The sequence below is a fragment of the Pseudomonas sp. TMW22080 genome, assembly GCF_022496745.1.
GTDB lineage: Bacteria > Pseudomonadota > Gammaproteobacteria > Pseudomonadales > Pseudomonadaceae > Aquipseudomonas > Aquipseudomonas bubulae.
The window spans coordinates 464,705-482,829 of record NZ_SCFF01000003.1 but is presented as its reverse complement, the minus strand read 5'-3'; the positions used below and the strand labels follow the sequence as shown (position 1 = coordinate 482,829).

Genomic DNA, 18,125 nt, shown 5'->3' with positions numbered 1-18,125 from the left:
TTGTGGGGTGCGAATGTTTACGACCCAAGGAATTTTTACCGTTGGTCGTGTTCCAAGATTTATAAAGGTCTAATGCCAATGGCCTTTGCCCCTAGAAAGATTGATCAGGAGCTTCACCATGTTCATTTCGCGTCGTTTGATTGTTGCTGCAAGTGCGGTGGCCTTGCTGGCTGGCTGCGCTACGCCTAACCCGTATGACAACCAGGGCCAGGGGTCTTCCGGGACGGGCTTGAGCAAGACTGCCACCTACGGTGGCCTGGGGGCTCTGGCGGGTGCTGTGGCGGGTGCTGCCATCGACCATAACAACCGTGGCAAGGGCGCGCTGATCGGTGCTGCCGTGGCAGGCCTGGGTGCAGCCGGTTATGGCTATTACGCCGACAAGCAGGAAGCAGCCCTGCGTGCGAGCATGGCCAACACGGGCGTTGAAGTTCAGCGTCAGGGCGACAACATCACCCTGGTGATGCCAGGCAACATTACCTTCGCGACCAACTCGGCCAACATTGCGCCCAGCTTCTATCAGCCGCTGAACAACCTGGCGAATTCGCTCAAGCAGTTCAACAACCAGAACCTGATCCAGATCGTGGGTTACACCGACAGCACCGGTAACTACAACTACAACATGCAGCTTTCCCAGCAGCGTGCGCAAAGCGTAGCGACCTACCTGACGTCTCAAGGTGTGAGCGGCCAGTACCTGTCAGTCAAAGGTATGGGCCCGGCTGATCCGATTGCCAGCAACGCCACCGCAGATGGCCGCGCACAGAACCGTCGCGTACAAGTGACACTGGCGCCAATCCCGGGCATGCAATACCAGCAGCCGGGTCAGGTGCAGCAGTACCCTTGATCATTACCTCGTAGCAGCTGCCGAAGGCTGCGTTCGGCTGCGCAGCAGTCGTAAACCCTGAGTGCGGGGTTTGGCTGATATTGCGACGACTTCGTCGTCGAACGCAGCCTGCGGCAGCGGCTACGGGGGGGCGCAAGACACACAACAAAAAGCCCCGCGATCCTTGCAGATCGCGGGGCTTTTTATTGGGCATCCGGCTGGGGAAATTACTTCTTCAGGCCGTAATGCTCATCCAGCATGCCAGGACCGTTCGGGCTTTTTGGTGCGTAGTCCAATGGCGGCTCGGTGCTGTGCGGCGGGGTGATGCGCTCGCGATGCGGTTGTGGCACATCCGGGTGCAGGGCAGCCAGCAGGCGTTGGCGAGTCTGCTCGTCCAGGGCCAAACGGTTGGCGCCCTCGGCGAGGTGTTCTTGCACGTCCTGATAGCTCTGTGTGAGTTTCTTCACCAGGTTGGCGGTGGTGTTGAAGTGGGTAACCACTTCACTTTGGTAACTGTCAAAACGTTCCTGGATGTCGTCCAGCTGACGCTGCGTGCGGTTAGGCACGGCATTGGGCAGCAGACGAGCAACCAGAAAACCAATGGCGACACCGGCAACCAGGGCGAGAGTCGGCAACAACCAAATCAAGAGCGAGTGTTCCACGAGTCCTTCCTCTATAAACGGCTTTGCTTTACGTTAACGGCTCGGACCTGCGCTGTATACCGCGATGCACTCGCAAATATGTCAGACAGAATCTATCAGCTAGACGAGTCGACCCAATCTGAGGTCACGGAGTTCCCTCTTGCTTACCCGCGAAACCCCCGTAGTAATTGCTGGCCCGGTCGGCCAACTGGAAGCCTTGTACCTTGATTGTGCTGAGCCAAAGGGCCTTGCGCTGCTGTGCCACCCCAATCCGGTACAGGGCGGCACCATGATGAATAAAGTGGTTTCGACCTTGCAACGCACTGCCCGCGATGCTGGCCTGATTACCTTGCGATTTAATTACCGCGGCACCGGCGCCAGTGAAGGCAGCCACGATATGGGCACCGGCGAAGTCGACGATGCCTTTGCAGCAGCCCGGTGGTTGCGCGCCAGACACCCTGACTTGCCGATCACCCTGTTCGGTTTTTCGTTTGGTGGTTTTGTTGCCGCCAGCCTGGGTGGTCGCCTTGAAGCCCAGGGCGAAAAGCTTGAGCGCGTGTTTATGATCGCCCCTGCGGTGATGCGTTTGCGTGACGAAGATGCCTTGCCACATAACTGCCCGCTGACCGTTATCCAGCCTGAAACCGACGAAGTGATCGACCCGCAGCTGGTCTATAACTGGTCAAACGACCTGTCGCGCCCCCATGAGCTGCTGAAAGTGGCAGAATGCGGACACTTTTTTCACGGCAAGCTGCCCGAGCTCAAAGAGTTGGTAGCGCCACGCCTTTCGAATTGATTGCAGCCTGATAAGCGATTACCCATGACCTCTCGTACTCGTATCCTCACCGGCATCACCACCACCGGTACGCCGCACCTGGGCAACTACGCCGGGGCCATCCGCCCTGCGATCGTGGCCAGCCGCGACCCCAACGCCGATTCGTTTTACTTCCTGGCTGACTACCATGCCCTGATCAAGTGCGATGACCCGCTGCGCATCCAGCGTTCGCGTCAGGAAATCGCTGCAACCTGGCTGGCGGCCGGCCTTGATGTCGAGCGTGTGACCTTCTACCGTCAGTCCGATATCCCGGAAATCCCCGAGCTGACCTGGCTGCTGACCTGCGTAGCGGCCAAGGGCCTGCTCAATCGGGCCCATGCCTACAAGGCCTCGGTAGACAAGAACCTGGAAAACGGCGAAGACCCGGATGCGGGCATCACCATGGGCCTGTACAGCTACCCGGTGCTGATGGCTGCGGACATTCTGATGTTCAATGCCAACAAGGTGCCTGTGGGGCGTGACCAGATCCAGCACGTTGAAATGGCCCGTGATATTGGCCAGCGCTTCAACCACCTGTTCGGCAATGGCAAAGAGTTTTTCGCCATGCCCGAAGCGCTGATCGAAGAAAGCGTGGCCACTTTGCCGGGTCTGGACGGTCGCAAGATGTCCAAGAGCTATGACAACACCATTCCGTTGTTCAGCAGCGCCAAGGACATGAAAAGCGCGATTTCGCGCATCGTTACCGACTCCCGTGCACCGGGCGAGGCGAAGGATCCGGACAACTCGCACCTGTTCACCCTGTACCAGGCATTCTCCACGCCTGAGCAGTCGGTTGAGTTCCGCAGCGAGCTGTTGCAGGGCCTGGGCTGGGGCGAAGCGAAAGAGCGCCTGTTCAAGCTGCTGGACGCCGAGCTGGGCGAGTCCCGCGAGCGTTACCACGACTTGATGTCGCGTCCTGATGATATGGAAGACATCCTGCTGGCTGGCGCCCAAAAAGCTCGCAAGATCGCAGCGCCTTTCCTTGTCGAATTGCGTGAAGCCGTTGGCTTGCGCTCGTTTGTCAGTGCCGCGCAAACCACTGCTGCGAGCAAAAAGAAAGCCGCCAAGGGCCCGCGCTTTGTCAGCTTCCGCGACGAAGACGGCAGCTTCCGTTTCCGCCTGCTGGCCGCTGCTGGCGAACAATTGCTGCTGTCGCGCAGCTTTGCCGACGGTAAAACCGCCGGTCAGGTGACCAAGCAGCTGCAATCCGGCGAGCCTCTGGATGTGCGCAGTGACGCGTTGAGCTTCAGTGTCTGGCTGGGCGACACCTGCGTGGCTGACAGCCCGGTATTTGCCGATGCCACAGCCAGAGATGAGGCAATCGAAGCGTTGCGCCTTGCGCTGGTACCCGTTCAAGACTGAGAAAGTGCGACGTTTCGTCTCAGGTTTGATTGCCATTCCCAAGGGTCGTCGCTACAGTGTCGGCCCGTTTTTGTTGCCTTGCTAACGAATTATGACGCCTCTAGAACGATATCAAGCAGATCTGAAACGCCCGGACTTCTTCCACGATGCCGCGCAGGAAAACGCTGTGCGCCATTTGCAGCGCCTGTACGACGACTTGGTCGCTTCCTCGCAGAGCAAGCCGGGCCTTTTCGGCAAGCTGTTCGGCAAAAAGGAGCAGACGCCGGTCAAGGGCCTCTACTTCTGGGGCGGTGTAGGCCGTGGCAAGACATATCTGGTCGATACGTTTTTCGATGCCCTGCCGTTCAAGGAGAAGGTGCGTACCCACTTCCACCGCTTCATGAAGCGCGTGCATGAAGAAATGCGCACCCTCAATGGCGAAAAGAACCCGCTGACCATTATCGCCAAGCGTTTTTCTGACGAGGCGCGGGTGATCTGCTTTGATGAATTCTTTGTGTCGGACATTACCGACGCCATGATTCTCGGCACCTTGATGGAAGAACTGTTCAAAAACGGTGTCACCCTGGTGGCTACGTCGAACATTGTGCCTGACGGTTTGTACAAGGACGGCTTGCAGCGTGCGCGCTTCTTGCCCGCCATTGCGCTGATCAAGCAGAACACCGAAATCGTCAACGTCGATAGCGGCGTCGACTATCGCTTGCGTCACCTTGAGCAGGCCGAACTGTTTCACTTTCCGTTGAACGAAGAGTCCGAGAAGAGCTTGAGAGAAAGCTTCAAGGCGCTGACTCACAACTCCAACAGGGCGATCGAAAACGATGATCTGATCATCGAGAACCGCACCATCCGTGCCTTGCGTACCTGTGATGATGTGGCCTGGTTCGAGTTTCGCGAGTTGTGCGACGGCCCGCGCAGCCAGAATGATTACATCGAGCTTGGCAAGATCTTCAACGCTGTAATCCTCAGCGGTGTAGAGCAGATGGAAGTGAAAACGGACGACATCGCCCGACGCTTTATCAACATGGTCGATGAGTTTTACGACCGCAACGTCAAGCTGATCATCTCGGCTGAAGTCGAGCTGAAAGACCTTTACAAGGGCGGGCGCCTGAACTTCGAGTTCCAGCGTACCCTCAGCCGTTTGCTGGAAATGCAGTCCCATGAATATCTGACGCGGGCGCACAAACCCTAGTCAAAAAAAAAGGCCTGCATTGCAGGCCTTTTTTGTGCCCGCCTCAGGCCTCGGCGGCCTTGAACCCCAGGCGCTGCACGTACTTGGCAATGTCGCGGGCATGCCCGCAACCTATCAGCAGCCATATCAGGATCCGCGCCTTGTACGGGCAGAGAAACCCGCACATCAGCGCGCCGCGGTCGATCAGGTCCATCTCGCTGCCGATAAACCCGTAAGACGCTTCGGCGGTGGGGCCTGAACCTGTTCGTGACGCCACCAGAACCGGAATTTCCGTGGTGACCTGTTCGATCAGGTCGACCCATTCGACACTGACATGCCCGGCCCCGAAAGCACTGACCACCAGCGCGTCATACCCCAGGGCCAGCACATGCTCCAGCAGTACCGTGTCGGCAGACAGTGTTGCTGGCAGCAATGCGACCTTGTGATGAATGCTGCGGGGCATGGGCAGGACAGTGCGTGCGCAGGCTTTGCGCAGATAAAGCACGCGATTTTCGAGCATTAGCCCGGCAGGGCCGAAAAACGGCGAGTTGAAGGCGTCCAGCGTTATTGATGAGCATTTGCGCACATGCAGCGGCTGGTGAATCTGGCCGTTCATTACCACTAGAACGCCTCGCTTGCGGCTCTGTGTATCGAGCGCAACCCTGGAGGCATCCAGCAGATTGGCGGGGCCATCTGCGCCGGGATGATCGCTGGGGTGCATGGCGCCGGTCAGCACAAGTGGCACATCGGCATCCCATAACAGGTCAAGGAAGAATGCAGTTTCTTCCAGGGTGTCGGTGCCTTGGGTGATGACGATGCCCAGCGCGCCCAGCTTCACTTGCTCCTGGGCCCATATCAGCACTTCAAGCAGCAGATTGAAATCCAGGGAGGCGCTGGGAACCAGGCACAGGGTCTCGATATGGACGTCCAGGCCTTCGTGCAGTTGCGAAATGCCGTCAAGCAGTGCTTCGCCAGTGATCACGGGTTGAGCGCCTGAGCCGGGCTGTGTTGTGCGCATGCTCACGGTGCCACCCAGGGCTCCTATGGAAAGGATGGGCAGGGAGTTGTGATTGAGTCTTTGCGCCATGCTGCGTACCTCCGCCAGTGGCCGGTGAAGCCTCTTCTTGTGAGTGCCCCTGGTTGGAGGGCATTTCATCAGAGGCTTTTTGGGCTGGCGGAGAAATCAGATTGTTCCGCTTGGTGTGTAGTACAACGCTTAGATTTAAGCGACCTGATTGAGGCCTGCATGCAGGAACTGCTGACGATACTGGTTTGGTGAAAGCTCTGTGTGTTGGCGAAACAGACGCGCGAAGAAGCTTGCGTCGTCGTAGCCCACGTCATAGCTGATGGTCTTGATGCTTTTGCGGGTGGCCGAGAGCAGGCCCTTGGCGGTTTCTATGCGCAGGCGTTGCAGGTAGTGCAAGGGTTTGTCGCCGGTGGCCAGCTGAAAGCGGCGCATGAAGTTGCGGATGCTCATGCCGTGATCGCGGGCGACATCTTCAAAGCGGAACTTGTCGGCGAAGTGCTCTTCGAGCCAATGCTGGATTTGCAGGATGATCACGTCCTGGTGCAGCTTCTGGCCGCCAAAGCCGATGCGCCCCGGGGTGTAATTGCGCTGTACTTCGTAAAGGATGTCGCGGGCCACGGCCTGGGCGATATTGGCGCCGCAAAAACGCTCGATCATGTAAATGTAGAGGTCGCAGGCTGAGGTAGGCCCGCCGGCGCAATAGAGGTTGTCGGCGTCGGTAAGGTGTTTGTCCTGGTTGAGGTGCGCCAGGGGGTAGCGCCGGGCAAAGGTGTCGAAGAAACGCCAGTAGGTGGTGGCCTCTTTGCCATCGAGCAGCCCGGCTTCAGCGAGCCAGAAGACTCCGGTGGCTTCAGCGCACAGGACAGCGCCACGGGCATGCTGTTCGCGCAGCCAGGGCAGTACTTGCGGATAGCGCTGGCAGAGGGTGTCGAAATCGTCACCGAAGGCCGGCAGGATAATGATGTCGCTATCCTCCAGGCCGCCGTCCACAGGGAGCACCACATTGCTGAAGCTGGTGGCCGGTTTGCCGTCGGGGCTGACCAGGCGTGTCTCGAAAGTGGGGGTCAGGCCTTGTCCCAGCTGCTTGCCGTGACGCAGGCTGGCGAGGTGAAAGAAATCCTTGGCATGCATCAGGGTCGACGCGAAAACCCGATCGATGGCCAAAATGCTGACACGCCGCAGCGGCGTGGAGAGTTGATTAGACATAGACATATTTTGATTATTCTTATAGGTGAAATTGGTCAACTTACGGCTGGATCGTCTTATGTTTTTTCCTGTGTGTCCAGAGGTTGCTGCTTTTGTAGCCGCGGGCTTGCTCGCGATGGCATCCATGGGGTTTCTCTGAAACACCGCGTCGCCTGCATCGCGAGCAAGCCCGCTCCCGCAAGGGGGGCGGTGGGTCAAGGTGCCGGGTTTGGCTGGTCCTTGTGGATGGCGTCGATACCGGCTAGCACCTCATCCGACAGTTTCAAGTCGAAGCTGGCGATATTGCTTTCGAGTTGCTCCATGGTCGTGGCACCAATGATATTGCTGGTGACGAACGGTTGGCGGGTGACGAAGGCCAGGGCCATTTGCGCAGGGTCCAGGCCATGTTCGCGGGCCAGTGCCACATAACGCTCGCTGGCAGCCACGGCCTGCGGGTTTGAATAGCGCGAGAAGCGGCTGTAGAGGGTCAGGCGGCCTTTTGGTGGTTGGGCGCCGCCGCCGTACTTGCCCGAGAGCATGCCGAACGCCAGGGGCGAGTAAGCGAGCAGGCCGCACTGCTCGCGAATGGCGATTTCCGCCAGGCCCACTTCAAAGCTGCGGTTGAGCAGGCTGTAGGGGTTCTGGATCGATACGGCGCGCGGCCAGCCGCGACTTTCGGCCAGTTGCAGGAACTTCATGGTGGCCCACGGCGTTTCATTTGACAGGCCGATGTGACGGATCTTGCCGGCCCTGACCTGCTCGTCGAGTGCCTCGAGAGTGTCTTCCAGCGGGGTGAAGTCTTCGTCGGCGTTGTGGGTGTAACCCAACTGGCCGAAGAAGTTGGTGCTGCGCTCGGGCCAGTGCAACTGGTAGAGGTCGATCCAGTCGGTTTGCAGGCGCTTGAGGCTGGCGTCCAGGGCTTGCACGATATGGCTGCGGTTGTGCTTGAGGTGGCCGTCACGGATGTAGTCGATGCCGTTGCCGGGGCCGGCGATCTTGCTCGCCAGCACCCAGTCGGCACGATCACCGCGTTCCTTGAACCAGTTACCGATAAAACGCTCGGTGGTGGCGTAGGTTTCGGCCTTGGGTGGCACCGGGTACATTTCGGCGGTGTCGATAAAGTTGATGCCGGCATTTTTGGCGCAGGCGATCTGCTCAAAGGCTTCGGCCTGGGTGTTCTGTTCACCCCAGGTCATGGTCCCGAGGGCGATTGCGCTTACTTTCAGATCGGTACGGCCAAGCTTTCGGTAGTCCATCGGGTGCTCCTTCGGGTAAACAAACATAAAAGCAGGTTGTAATTTTTTGCGCAATCTGGATAATTGCCCACCTCTTTCTGCAGTGGAAGTGATGCGCCGCCTGCCGAAGAATCTTGCCGTTGAACGGACGCGCTGACCCGAGCCCCCGATAGCGTCTGTATCCGGCTGCCTTTGACTTGTCAAAGTACGCACTATTCAGTAAGATCCGCCGTCTAATTTACAGGGCGGCCCCTGAGGCTATAAAGAATGAAAACTTTTACTGCTAAACCAGAAACAGTAAAGCGCGACTGGTTTGTCGTCGACGCTGCTGGTCAGACCCTGGGTCGTCTGGCCACCGAGATCGCGAGCCGTCTGCGTGGCAAGCACAAGCCGGAATACACTCCGCACGTTGACACCGGTGACTACATCGTTGTTATCAACGCTGAGCAAATCCGTGTTACTGGTGCTAAAACCACTGACAAGATGTACTACTCTCACTCCGGTTTCCCGGGCGGGATTAAGTCGATCAACTTCGAAAAGCTGATCGCCAAAGCTCCTGAGCGCGTGATCGAGACCGCGGTTAAAGGCATGCTGCCTAAAAACCCACTGGGTCGCGACATGTACCGTAAGCTGAAAGTCTATGCGGGCGCTGCTCACCCTCATACTGCTCAGCAGCCCCAAGAACTGAAGTTTTAACGGAATAGTTCATTATGTCGGCGACTCAAAACTACGGCACTGGCCGTCGTAAAACCGCAACCGCTCGCGTTTTCCTGCGTCCGGGTACCGGTAACATCTCCATCAACAACCGCACTCTGGAGAATTTCTTCGGTCGCGAAACTGCCCGCATGGTAGTTCGTCAGCCGTTGGAACTGACTGAGACTGTCGAGAAATTCGACATCTACGTCACCGTGATCGGTGGTGGTGTAAGTGGTCAAGCTGGCGCAATCCGCCACGGTATCACTCGCGCACTGATGCAGTATGACGAAACCCTGCGTGGCGCTCTGCGCAAAGCTGGCTTCGTTACTCGCGATGCTCGTGAAGTTGAACGTAAGAAAGTCGGTCTGCGTAAAGCGCGTAAGCGTCCGCAGTACTCGAAGCGTTAATTCGCAGCTTCGTTCAAAAAAGCCCAGCCTCCTTCGGGAGCTGGGCTTTTTTTATGGGCGATGATTTAGCGGTGTGACAACTTGCCACATCCAGCAAACGCCTATACTACAAGGCCTGTAGCCGCCCCAGAGCGGTAATTACCTTGTAAGACTAGGGGCTTTTCATTACCATTCTGCAAAATTTTTATAAGTAATAGATGCATATTTAGTAGATGCCTGATTTAACAGGCCACAAAGCTGATGGGAGAGGACTGAATGAGCAATGACGGCGTAAATGTCGGCCGGCGTCGCTTCCTCGTAGCAGCCACATCCGTGGTGGGTGCTGCAGGAGCGGTGGGGGCGGCGGTCCCGTTCGTGGGGTCGTGGTTTCCCAGTGCCAAGGCGAAAGCCGCTGGCGCACCGGTGAAAGTGAATATTGCAAAGGTTGAGCCAGGTCAGCAAATGATTGCTGAATGGCGTGGCCAGCCGGTATTCATCGTACGTCGCACCGAGGAAATCCTGGCAAATCTGAAGAAGATTGAAGGGCAGCTTGCTGACCCGGATTCCAAGCAATCTGATCAGCCTGCTTATGTAAATCCGGAGCTGCGGTCGATCAAGCCAGAAATTCTGTTGTTGATCGGTATTTGCACCCACTTGGGTTGCTCGCCTACGTTCCGTCCCGAGGTCGCGCCGGTTGATCTTGGCAAGGACTGGGTAGGCGGCTATTTCTGCCCTTGTCATGGTTCGCACTATGATCTGGCCGGCCGCGTGTACAAGGCCCAGCCAGCGCCGCTGAACCTGCCAGTGCCGCCGTACTACTATGAGACGGACAACATTGTCGTCGTTGGCCTCGATGGGGAGAACGCGTAATGAGCAAGTTCATGGATTGGGTAGATGCCCGCTTCCCCGCCACCAAAATGTGGGAAGACCACCTCAGCAAGTATTACGCTCCGAAGAACTTCAACTTCTTCTATTTCTTTGGTTCTCTCGCACTGCTCGTTCTGGTCAACCAGATCGTTACCGGTGTGTGGCTGACCATGAGCTACACGCCATCGGCAGAAGAGGCGTTTGCTTCTGTCGAATACATCATGCGTGACGTCGAATACGGTTCAATCCTGCGCTTGCTGCACTCTACCGGTGCATCGGCGTTCTTTATCGTCGTCTACCTGCACATGTTCCGTGGCCTGCTCTACGGCTCTTACCAGAAGCCCCGTGAGCTGGTCTGGCTGTTCGGCATGATGATTTATCTGGCCCTGATGGCTGAAGCCTTTATGGGTTACCTGCTGCCTTGGGGGCAAATGTCCTACTGGGGCGCCCAGGTGATCATTTCGCTGTTCGGTGCGATCCCGGTTATCGGTAACGACCTGACCCAGTGGATTCGTGGTGACTACCTGATCTCCGGTATTACCCTGAACCGCTTCTTTGCCCTTCACGTCGTGGCCTTGCCTATCGTAATCCTGGGCCTGGTGGTGCTGCACATTCTTGCCCTGCACGAAGTCGGCTCCAACAACCCGGACGGCGTGGATATCAAGAAACACAAAGACGAAAACGGCATACCGCTGGATGGCATTCCCTTCCACCCGTACTACACCGTGAAAGATATCGTCGGCGTAGTGGTATTCCTGTTTATCTTCTGCTCGATTGTGTTCTTCTTCCCGGAAATGGGTGGTTACTTCCTGGAAAAACCGAACTTTGAACAGGCTAACGCCTTTAAAACGCCGGAACACATTGCCCCTGTCTGGTACTTCACGCCGTTCTACGCGATCTTGCGTGCCATCCCGGACAAGCTGCTTGGCGTGATTGCCATGGGCGCCGCGATTGCCGTGCTGTTCGTGTTGCCGTGGCTTGACCGCAGTCCGGTCAAATCCATGCGCTACAAAGGCTGGATGAGCAAGGTATGGCTGTGGGTGTTCTGCATCTCCTTCGTGATTCTGGGTGTGCTGGGTGTCTTGGCTCCTACCCCGGGCCGCACGCTGCTGTCGCAGGTGTGTACGTTCCTGTACTTCGCCTACTTCATTCTGATGCCGTTCTACACCAGGCTTGAGAAGACCAAACCGGTTCCGGAAAGGGTGACTGGCTGATGAAAAAGCTATTTGCTGTATTGATGTTCGCGGTAATGCCTGTGTTCTCCTTTGCGGCAGAGCAAGGCGTGCAGCTCGACAAGGTCGACATCGATGTTTCTGACAAGGCGGCCCTGCAGGATGGTGCGCGTACGTTCGCCAACTACTGCATGGGTTGTCACAGTGCCAAGTTCCAGCGTTATGAGCGGGTCGCTGATGACCTGGGCATTCCCCATGAGGTCATGCTCGATAACCTGGTGTTCACCGGTGCCAAGATTGGCGACCACATGAACATCGGCATGCAGCCCAACGACGCCAAGGCCTGGTTCGGTGCTGCACCGCCGGACTTGACGCTGGTAGCCCGTGTGCGTGGCACAGACTGGCTGTACAGCTACCTGCGTGCCTTTTACGAAGACCCGTCGCGCCCCTGGGGTGTGAACAACAAAGTGTTCCCGAACGTGGGCATGCCCAACGTGCTGGCACCGTTGCAGGGTCGTCAGGTTATCGGTTGCAAGCAAGTACAGATCGTCGAAGACGGCAAGAAGCAGTATGATCCGCTCACCGGCACGCCTTTGACCCATGAAGCGTGCGACCAGCTGACAGTGCTGCCAAAAACCGGCGCCCTGACTGAAGAGCAGTTCGATGAGAAGATCAAGAACCTTGTGACCTTCCTGGCCTACTCGGCCAACCCGGTGAAGCTGGAGCATCAGCGCATCGGTACTTACGTGCTGATCTACCTGGCCTTCCTTTTTGTATTCGCTTATCTGCTCAAGCGCGAATACTGGAAAGATGTGCACTGATATAGTTACACGCAATGCTGTTAATCGTGCGCGCCCAAGGGTGTCTCTGAAAAGGTAACAGTGCAGGGCGGGTGACAGGCGGGGTCAATGACCTTGCCAGTCACCTGGCCTGTGGTTATCAGAGGCTTTCCTTGGGCGCGTTCGTTTTTCCGCTCCCGATAATTTCAACAAGCGAGGAGGACCGCCATGGGCGTGACCAATCGGTTGGCCTGTTACTCCGACCCCGCCGACCACTATTCCCACCGAGTGCGCATTGTGCTCGCAGAGAAAGGTGTCAGCGCCGAGATCATCAGTGTGGAGGCGGGCCGTCAGCCGCCGAAGCTGATCGAAGTGAACCCCTACGGCAGCCTGCCAACCCTGGTCGATCGTGACCTGGCGTTGTGGGAGTCGACTGTGGTGATGGAATATCTGGATGAGCGCTATCCGCATCCGCCGCTGTTGCCGGTGTACCCGGTGGCACGGGCCAATAGCCGTCTGCTGATTCATCGTATTCAGCGCGACTGGTGTGCGCTGGTCGACCTGATTCTTGATTCGCGGACCAAGGAGCCGGCGCGCGTGCAAGCCCGCAAGGAGTTGCGCGAGAGCCTGACGGGTGTTTCTGCATTATTTGCCGACAAACCTTTTTTCCTCAGTGATGAGCAAAGTCTGGTCGACTGCTGTCTATTGCCGATACTCTGGCGTCTGCCTGTTTTGGGTATTGAATTGCCGCGGCCAGCCAAGCCGTTGCTCGACTATATGGAGCGCCAATTTGCGCGTGAGGCTTTCCAGGCGAGTCTGTCTGGTGTCGAACGCGACATGCGCTAAAGCTTTAGGAGCCCTCGATGAATTCAAGTCGACCTTATCTGGTGCGTGCGCTCTACGAGTGGATCGTTGATAACGACTGCACTCCGCACATGCTGGTTAACTCTGACTACCCCAAGGTGCAAGTGCCTGCGGGTTTTGCCAGTGACGGGCAGATTGTCCTCAATGTTTCGCCAACCGCCGTGCGTCAATTGCACATGGACAACGAAGCAGTAAGCTTTGAAGGGCGCTTTGGTGGTGTGCCACACACCTTGTACGTGCCTATTGCAGCCATTCTGGGCGTTTACGCCCGTGAGAACGGCCAGGGCATGGTGTTTGACCTGGAAGAGCCTCTCGAGGCTGATGACGAGGTTGAGCCGGGTGACGATAGTCCGCCGCCAGGCTCCGAGCCGCCGCGACCTACAGGCCGGCCAAGCCTGAAAGTGGTGAAGTAATAAAAAAGGCGACCTGAAAAGGTCGCCTTTTTTGTGTCTGGCAGCCGTGGCCGTCAGTCGATGTACTCAAACAGTTTGACGATTTTCTGCACCCCGGAAACACCTTGCACCAGGCTGGTGGCGCGGGCGGCCTCCTGTTTGGTGACCAGGCCGAGCATGTAGACGATACCGTTCTCGGTGACGATTTTGATGCGTGAGCCAGGGATGGCGCTGTCAGTCAGCATCTGGGTCTTGATTTTGGTGGTCAGCCAGGCGTCGTTGTTGCGCGCCAGGATTGACGAAGGAGCCATGACCTGCAGCTCGTTGTTGACCTTTTTCACCCGCTGGACTGAAGCTGCCGCCTGTTCGGCCTGGGCCTTGAGGTCTGCACGCGGGGTCTGGCCGGCCAGCAGCACGATACCGTTGTAGCTGGTGACGACGATGTGCGAACCGGTATCCAGATCCGGATTGGCCTTGGCCACGTTCACGGCGACCTTGGTTTCGATCAGCGAGTCATCGATTTTACTGCCGAAGGTGCGGGTGCCGCGATCATCCTCGATAGGGGTGTCGCGGGTAGCGGTCAGTACCGAGCTGCAACCGGCGGTCAGACCAAGACACAGGGTCAGGGCTACCAGGCCTAGGCGATTTAAAGTCATTCTTCACTCCCGAACAGTTGGCTGTCGATCAGATCGCACAAGCAGTGGATCGCCAGCAGGTGGACTTCTTGGATGCGTGCAGTGACGCTGGAAGGAACGCGGATCTCCACGTCCTCGGGTAGCAGCAGCGAGGCCATGCCGCCGCCATCACGGCCCGTCATTGCGACCACGATCATTTCGCGATCGTGGGCCGCCTGGATGGCCTGGATGATGTTGGCCGAGTTGCCGCTGGTGGAAATGGCCAGCAGCACGTCGCCGGGCTGGCCCAGGGCGCGGATCTGCTTGGAGAAGATTTCGTTGAAGCTGTAGTCGTTGGCGATCGAGGTGATCGTCGACGTGTCGGTGGTCAGTGCGATGGCAGGCAGGCTCGGGCGCTCGCGCTCGAAGCGGTTGAGCAGCTCGGATGAGAAGTGCTGGGCGTCGCCTGCCGACCCGCCATTGCCGCACGAGAGCATCTTGCCTTCATTGAGCAGTGCGTTAACCATCACCTGGCTGGCTTGCTCGATATGAGGGGCAAGCACTTCCATCGCCTGCTGCTTGGTGTCGATGCTGGCCTGAAAAAGCTGGCGAATCCGGGATTGCATGTCCATCTATGTGACCTTAAGTAGGGCGGCTGGTCGGGCGTGAACCAGGTGTTCCTGGGTGACTTCCCGGCACAAGAATGTGCAGCCCGCAAAGCAAAGCAAAATCGTTGAAAAAGGGAGCTGGAATCGGCCTGGCAGCGCTACTGGCTGTCAAAGGCATTCCGTAGCCAGTTCAGTCGGGGTGTTGTGCTGTCCATCGTCACCACGTCAAAGCGGCACGGGTGATTGGCCCAGCGTGTCTGTTGCTGCAAGAAATGCTGGGCGGCAAGTATCAGTTTTTGACGCTTGCGGCCGTCAATACTGGCCAGTGCGCCACCCCATTGCGCATGTTGACGGTAACGAACTTCGACGAATACTACTGTATCGCCGTCAAGCATGACCAGATCCAGCTCGCCGCGCCTGCATGCCCAGTTCTGTGCCAGCAGGCGCAAACCCTGTTGCTCAAGATGCCGCAGCGCGAGGCGCTCGGCATCCTTGCCAGTTTGCTGGCTTGAGCGTTCGGGCATCAGTTGGCGGTAGCCGGCAGGCGTTGAGGCTGGCCATTGGCGAATTCGGCCCATTGCAGTTGACGTTCTACACGTTGGGTCGGGCTCATGCTCAAGCTGCCGGACATACCGTCGATCCGGCTGTCGGGCAGGGCTTTAAGCTGGCCCAGGCTCGGTGCCAGGCGATAGGCGTCGATACCCATCGCATACAGGCGGCCCAGGCTGCCGCCTGCTTGCGGCCATTGTGCGGTCACTTGCTGGCGTAGCGGGTTGTTCGGGTCGAGGAGCCAGGGGGTCTCGCAAAAACGGATGCCGTTCATGTCGTTGTACTGGTTCTGGTCGCCGCTGGCGCTGAATACGTGGGAGGTTGCGTATACCGGCAGATCACCTGCGTATTGGTAGTTCAGCGTGGGTTTGATCTGCTGGGCCTGCTGCGGGGTCGCGGCGAGGAACAGGAACTGCATGTCCTGGCGACGCGTTGGTTCGCTCGAGCCGCCGTTTTTGCGCAGTTGCACCAGATCGGCCACTTGCTGGGCGAGGGCTACAGGTTTGTCGATATGTTCAACGCCAACGACGGTGCCGCCATGGGCTTCCCATTCCTGGCGGAATGCCTTGAGCACGCGATCGCCCCACTCACCGACCGGGACCATGGCGCCAGCGCGGGTCAGGCCGTCGGCCCGGGCGCGGCGAGCCACTTCGCGGGCTTCGTCTTCAGCCGCCAGACCGAACTGAAACAGTTGCGCCGGGCCTTGGGTGCCCTCGCTGTAGTTCAGGGCCAGGGTGGTAATCGGCAGTTGCGGGCGGCTGTTCAGTTGCTTGACCAGGTTTTTTTCCAGTGGGCCAACCACCAGTTGCACGCCGTCGGCTTGTGCCTGGCGGTAGAACTCGTCCAGCGAGGTCAGGCGCGAGCTGTCATAGAACTGAATGCTCGGCGGGTTCTGGCCGGCTTGCTGGGCCTGATAGTGTGCAGCCATAAAGCCATCACGCAGTGCTTTGCTCACCGAGGCCAGTTGGCCGTCCTGTGGCAGCAGCAGGGCGATCTTGGTCAGGGGCTGGCTGGCCAGCTCCTTGAGCTTGACCAGTGGGGTCGGCAGCTGGATAGCGGCCGGGTGGGCCGGGTTCTGTGCGCGCCATTGATCAATCGCGTTCTGTTGGTCTTGCAGGGTGCCGGCGCTTTTCACCGCCAGGGCCAGGGACATCCAGCCGCTCAGTACATCATTGCCCTGGGCGTGCAGTTGCTCGGCCGGCAAGCTGGCCACCAGTGCCCAGATAGCGTCGTTGTTGCTGTTGGCGGCATCGCCGGTCAGGTTCGGGCTCAGCGCTGCGCGTTCACGGGCGGCGGCCAGGGCCTGGCCGTCAGCCTCCAGGGCGCGGGCATGTACGGTACGGGTGCGTACTTGCAGGTCGACGGGCAGCTCGCCCAGGATCGATGTGCTTGGATGATTCAGGGCGGCGACTGCGGCCTTGGGATCATTGCGGTTCATCGCCAGTTCGGCTGCCAGGGTGTTGGCAAAAACCTGTTGTGCGGGCTTGAGCTGGTCCAGCGGGACCATGGCCAGGATCTGCGCGGCGCGGGCGTTGTTTTGCTGGCGCAGGGCAAGGTCGGCTGCCGACAGGCGCAACAGGGCGGCCTTTTCCGGATTGGTGCTCTCGGTGGCCTGCTGGAGCAATTGCTCAAGGCTGGCATCCGGGGTCCGTGGAAGTTCGCCAAGGCTGGACGAGGGCGAGCTGGCGCAAGCCGCCAGCAGGGCAGCAAGGCAGAGGGCAGTGAACAGCCGCAGGCAAGCGATCATGTAGTGTTCCTGATACTCGATCAAATGAGTTGGGAAGTGTACCCAAGCACTGGCCGGGGCGCGATGTTAGAGGCAATAAAGCCTGAATTTAGATGCGTTATGTACGTTGTGGCATTAAAAGTTTACCCGGTTGGCGTTTTGCGGCCTGCAGGGTGGGTGCGTTCATGAGGGCTCTACGCGCTACAATGGCGCCTTTAACTCTTATGAGGTGTGCGTTTTGACTGCTCCAGGTGATTTGAATTCCGTTCTTGGCTCACTTTATGTGGTGGCCACGCCCATCGGTAACCTGGACGACATCAGTGCGCGTGCGCTCAAGGTATTGCGTGATGTATCGCTGATTGCGGCCGAAGACACGCGCCACTCCCTGCGCTTGATGCAGCATTTTGGTATCTCCACGCCGCTGGGTGCCTGTCACGAGCATAACGAGCGTGATGAAGGCAGTCGGTTTATCCAGCGTTTGCTGGCGGGTGAAGATGTGGCATTGATCTCGGATGCCGGTACCCCGCTGATCTCCGACCCCGGTTATCACCTCGTGCGTCAGGCGCGTGCTGCCGGGATCAAGGTCGTGCCCGTGCCGGGAGCCTGCGCCTTGATCGCCGCCTTGTCGGCTGCGGGGCTGCCTTCTGATCGCTTTATCTTTGAGGGGTTCCTGCCGGCCAAGGCGGTTGGGCGTCGTTCGCGGCTGCAATTACTTAAGGAAGAGCCGCGCACACTGATTTTTTACGAGGCCCCGCACCGTATTCTTGAGTGCCTGCAAGATCTTGAATTGGTATTCGGGCCCGAGCGCCCGGCATTGCTGGCGCGTGAGCTGACTAAAACATTCGAGACGCTCAAAGGTTTGCCCCTGTCCGAGCTGCGCGCTTTTGTTGAAAGCGACAGTAACCAGCAGCGCGGCGAGTGTGTGGTTCTGGTTGCCGGCTGGACTGCGCCAGAAACGGAAGACGCGGTCAGCAGTGAGGCAATGCGTATTCTCGACTTGCTGCTTAAAGAAATGCCGCTCAAGCGTGCTGCTGCACTTGCAGCTGAAATAACCGGTGAGCGCAAAAACGTGTTGTACCAAGTTGCACTTGAAAAGCAGAAAAGTGAGTAACAATTGATATTGGGTGATGGCACTTTGATATTTCTTTGTGTTCTAGCCCGTGGCTAAAGGCCGCAAGTCAGGCAAATCAACCTGCCTTGCGGCTTTTAACGCTTGTTCTATA

At 58.1% G+C, this 18,125-nt stretch carries 20 protein-coding genes; 12 read left to right on the top strand and 8 right to left on the bottom strand.

What is annotated here, in order from left to right; genetic code table 11:
• Positions 1–118 precede the first annotated feature (118 nt).
• A complete protein-coding gene (locus tag EQV96_RS12495; protein ID WP_095001554.1) occupies positions 119–841 on the top strand; it encodes an OmpA family protein in 723 nt (240 codons plus the stop codon).
• A gap of 206 nt (positions 842–1,047) precedes the next feature.
• Here the strand turns inward: EQV96_RS12495 and EQV96_RS12490 are convergent, their stop codons facing one another.
• Positions 1,048–1,482, bottom strand: a complete 435-nt coding sequence (locus tag EQV96_RS12490) for a DUF1043 family protein (protein ID WP_016779504.1) — start codon at positions 1,480–1,482, stop codon at positions 1,048–1,050.
• 139 nt (positions 1,483–1,621) lie between these two features.
• On the opposite strand from EQV96_RS12490, the gene EQV96_RS12485 reads away from it, so the two are divergent.
• From EQV96_RS12485 to zapE, 3 genes are all read left to right on the top strand, one after another.
• Positions 1,622–2,257 carry an alpha/beta fold hydrolase gene (locus EQV96_RS12485; RefSeq protein WP_095001553.1) on the top strand — a complete coding sequence of 212 codons (636 nt, stop codon included), beginning with the start codon at positions 1,622–1,624 and terminating at the stop codon, positions 2,255–2,257.
• A 24-nt stretch (positions 2,258–2,281) separates the two neighbouring features.
• Complete coding sequence (locus EQV96_RS12480) at positions 2,282–3,637, top strand: tryptophan--tRNA ligase (RefSeq protein WP_095001552.1); 1,356 nt, start codon at positions 2,282–2,284, stop codon at positions 3,635–3,637.
• Between the two features lie 91 nt (positions 3,638–3,728).
• Complete coding sequence (gene zapE, locus EQV96_RS12475) at positions 3,729–4,823, top strand: cell division protein ZapE (RefSeq protein WP_095001551.1); 1,095 nt, start codon at positions 3,729–3,731, stop codon at positions 4,821–4,823.
• 43 nt (positions 4,824–4,866) lie between these two features.
• On the opposite strand, the gene EQV96_RS12470 is transcribed toward zapE, so the two are convergent.
• The 3 genes from EQV96_RS12470 to EQV96_RS12460 form a co-directional block, all read right to left on the bottom strand.
• The gene (locus tag EQV96_RS12470; protein WP_095001550.1) at positions 4,867–5,889 is read right to left on the bottom strand and encodes an asparaginase; all 1,023 of its coding nucleotides are present in this window, start codon (positions 5,887–5,889) and stop codon (positions 4,867–4,869) included.
• A 135-nt stretch (positions 5,890–6,024) separates the two neighbouring features.
• Positions 6,025–6,960: a GlxA family transcriptional regulator gene (locus EQV96_RS12465; protein ID WP_240882139.1), complete on the bottom strand. Its 936-nt coding sequence runs from the start codon at positions 6,958–6,960 to the stop codon at positions 6,025–6,027.
• 269 nt (positions 6,961–7,229) lie between these two features.
• Complete coding sequence (locus EQV96_RS12460) at positions 7,230–8,270, bottom strand: NADP(H)-dependent aldo-keto reductase (RefSeq protein ID WP_095020340.1); 1,041 nt, start codon at positions 8,268–8,270, stop codon at positions 7,230–7,232.
• Between the two features lie 246 nt (positions 8,271–8,516).
• On the opposite strand from EQV96_RS12460, the gene rplM reads away from it, so the two are divergent.
• The 7 genes from rplM to EQV96_RS12425 all read left to right on the top strand — a co-directional run bounded on the left by rplM (position 8,517) and on the right by EQV96_RS12425 (position 13,426).
• Positions 8,517–8,945 carry a 50S ribosomal protein L13 gene (gene rplM / locus EQV96_RS12455; protein ID WP_007917032.1) on the top strand — a complete coding sequence of 143 codons (429 nt, stop codon included), beginning with the start codon at positions 8,517–8,519 and terminating at the stop codon, positions 8,943–8,945.
• Positions 8,946–8,959: 14 nt separating this feature from the next.
• Entirely contained in the window at positions 8,960–9,352 is a 393-nt protein-coding gene (gene rpsI / locus EQV96_RS12450; protein ID WP_003216038.1) for a 30S ribosomal protein S9, read from the top strand.
• Positions 9,353–9,607: 255 nt separating this feature from the next.
• On the top strand, positions 9,608–10,201 hold the full coding sequence (gene petA, locus EQV96_RS12445) for a ubiquinol-cytochrome c reductase iron-sulfur subunit (protein ID WP_083369776.1): 594 nt from the start codon (positions 9,608–9,610) through the stop codon (positions 10,199–10,201).
• Positions 10,201–11,412, top strand: coding sequence for a cytochrome bc complex cytochrome b subunit (locus EQV96_RS12440; protein WP_016779512.1), 1,212 nt, complete (start codon positions 10,201–10,203; stop codon positions 11,410–11,412). Before petA ends, EQV96_RS12440 begins: the two co-directional genes overlap by 1 nt.
• Positions 11,412–12,191 (top strand): cytochrome c1, encoded by a 780-nt coding sequence (locus EQV96_RS12435; RefSeq protein ID WP_095020341.1) that lies wholly within the window; start codon positions 11,412–11,414, stop codon positions 12,189–12,191. The genes EQV96_RS12440 and EQV96_RS12435 overlap by 1 nt, the downstream gene beginning before the upstream one ends.
• Before the next feature lie 186 nt (positions 12,192–12,377).
• Positions 12,378–12,995 (top strand): glutathione S-transferase N-terminal domain-containing protein, encoded by a 618-nt coding sequence (locus EQV96_RS12430; RefSeq protein WP_016779514.1) that lies wholly within the window; start codon positions 12,378–12,380, stop codon positions 12,993–12,995.
• Positions 12,996–13,012: 17 nt separating this feature from the next.
• Positions 13,013–13,426, top strand: a complete 414-nt coding sequence (locus tag EQV96_RS12425) for a ClpXP protease specificity-enhancing factor (RefSeq protein WP_095001547.1) — start codon at positions 13,013–13,015, stop codon at positions 13,424–13,426.
• Between the two features lie 53 nt (positions 13,427–13,479).
• Here EQV96_RS12425 and EQV96_RS12420 read toward each other — a convergent pair whose 3' ends face one another.
• The 4 genes from EQV96_RS12420 to EQV96_RS12405 form a co-directional block, all read right to left on the bottom strand.
• Positions 13,480–14,061, bottom strand: a complete 582-nt coding sequence (locus EQV96_RS12420) for a BON domain-containing protein (RefSeq protein ID WP_095001546.1) — start codon at positions 14,059–14,061, stop codon at positions 13,480–13,482.
• Positions 14,058–14,651, bottom strand: a complete 594-nt coding sequence (locus EQV96_RS12415; protein WP_095001545.1) for a phosphoheptose isomerase — start codon at positions 14,649–14,651, stop codon at positions 14,058–14,060. The genes EQV96_RS12420 and EQV96_RS12415 overlap by 4 nt, the downstream gene beginning before the upstream one ends.
• 134 nt (positions 14,652–14,785) lie before the next feature.
• Positions 14,786–15,151 carry a YraN family protein gene (locus tag EQV96_RS12410; RefSeq protein ID WP_095001544.1) on the bottom strand — a complete coding sequence of 122 codons (366 nt, stop codon included), beginning with the start codon at positions 15,149–15,151 and terminating at the stop codon, positions 14,786–14,788.
• The gene (locus EQV96_RS12405) at positions 15,151–16,923 is read right to left on the bottom strand and encodes a penicillin-binding protein activator (RefSeq protein WP_095018294.1); all 1,773 of its coding nucleotides are present in this window, start codon (positions 16,921–16,923) and stop codon (positions 15,151–15,153) included. The genes EQV96_RS12410 and EQV96_RS12405 overlap by 1 nt, the downstream gene beginning before the upstream one ends.
• Before the next feature lie 235 nt (positions 16,924–17,158).
• Between EQV96_RS12405 and rsmI the strand changes: the two genes are divergently transcribed.
• A complete protein-coding gene (gene rsmI, locus EQV96_RS12400) occupies positions 17,159–18,013 on the top strand; it encodes a 16S rRNA (cytidine(1402)-2'-O)-methyltransferase (RefSeq protein WP_095001542.1) in 855 nt (284 codons plus the stop codon).
• Positions 18,014–18,125: the final 112 nt, after the last annotated feature.

Coding starts and splice junctions, on each gene's coding strand:
- EQV96_RS12405 (WP_095018294.1), bottom strand. CDS start 16,923: ATGATCGCTTGCCTGCGGCTGTTCACTGCCCTCTGCCTTGCTGCCCTG.
- EQV96_RS12440 (WP_016779512.1), top strand. CDS start 10,201: ATGAGCAAGTTCATGGATTGGGTAGATGCCCGCTTCCCCGCCACCAAA.
- EQV96_RS12435 (WP_095020341.1), top strand. CDS start 11,412: ATGAAAAAGCTATTTGCTGTATTGATGTTCGCGGTAATGCCTGTGTTC.
- EQV96_RS12470 (WP_095001550.1), bottom strand. CDS start 5,889: ATGGCGCAAAGACTCAATCACAACTCCCTGCCCATCCTTTCCATAGGA.
- EQV96_RS12410 (WP_095001544.1), bottom strand. CDS start 15,151: ATGCCCGAACGCTCAAGCCAGCAAACTGGCAAGGATGCCGAGCGCCTC.
- EQV96_RS12425 (WP_095001547.1), top strand. CDS start 13,013: ATGAATTCAAGTCGACCTTATCTGGTGCGTGCGCTCTACGAGTGGATC.
- zapE (WP_095001551.1), top strand. CDS start 3,729: ATGACGCCTCTAGAACGATATCAAGCAGATCTGAAACGCCCGGACTTC.
- EQV96_RS12480 (WP_095001552.1), top strand. CDS start 2,282: ATGACCTCTCGTACTCGTATCCTCACCGGCATCACCACCACCGGTACG.
- EQV96_RS12415 (WP_095001545.1), bottom strand. CDS start 14,651: ATGGACATGCAATCCCGGATTCGCCAGCTTTTTCAGGCCAGCATCGAC.
- EQV96_RS12460 (WP_095020340.1), bottom strand. CDS start 8,270: ATGGACTACCGAAAGCTTGGCCGTACCGATCTGAAAGTAAGCGCAATC.
- rpsI (WP_003216038.1), top strand. CDS start 8,960: ATGTCGGCGACTCAAAACTACGGCACTGGCCGTCGTAAAACCGCAACC.
- petA (WP_083369776.1), top strand. CDS start 9,608: ATGAGCAATGACGGCGTAAATGTCGGCCGGCGTCGCTTCCTCGTAGCA.
- EQV96_RS12495 (WP_095001554.1), top strand. CDS start 119: ATGTTCATTTCGCGTCGTTTGATTGTTGCTGCAAGTGCGGTGGCCTTG.
- EQV96_RS12465 (WP_240882139.1), bottom strand. CDS start 6,960: ATGCATGCCAAGGATTTCTTTCACCTCGCCAGCCTGCGTCACGGCAAG.
- EQV96_RS12420 (WP_095001546.1), bottom strand. CDS start 14,061: ATGACTTTAAATCGCCTAGGCCTGGTAGCCCTGACCCTGTGTCTTGGT.
- EQV96_RS12430 (WP_016779514.1), top strand. CDS start 12,378: ATGGGCGTGACCAATCGGTTGGCCTGTTACTCCGACCCCGCCGACCAC.
- rplM (WP_007917032.1), top strand. CDS start 8,517: ATGAAAACTTTTACTGCTAAACCAGAAACAGTAAAGCGCGACTGGTTT.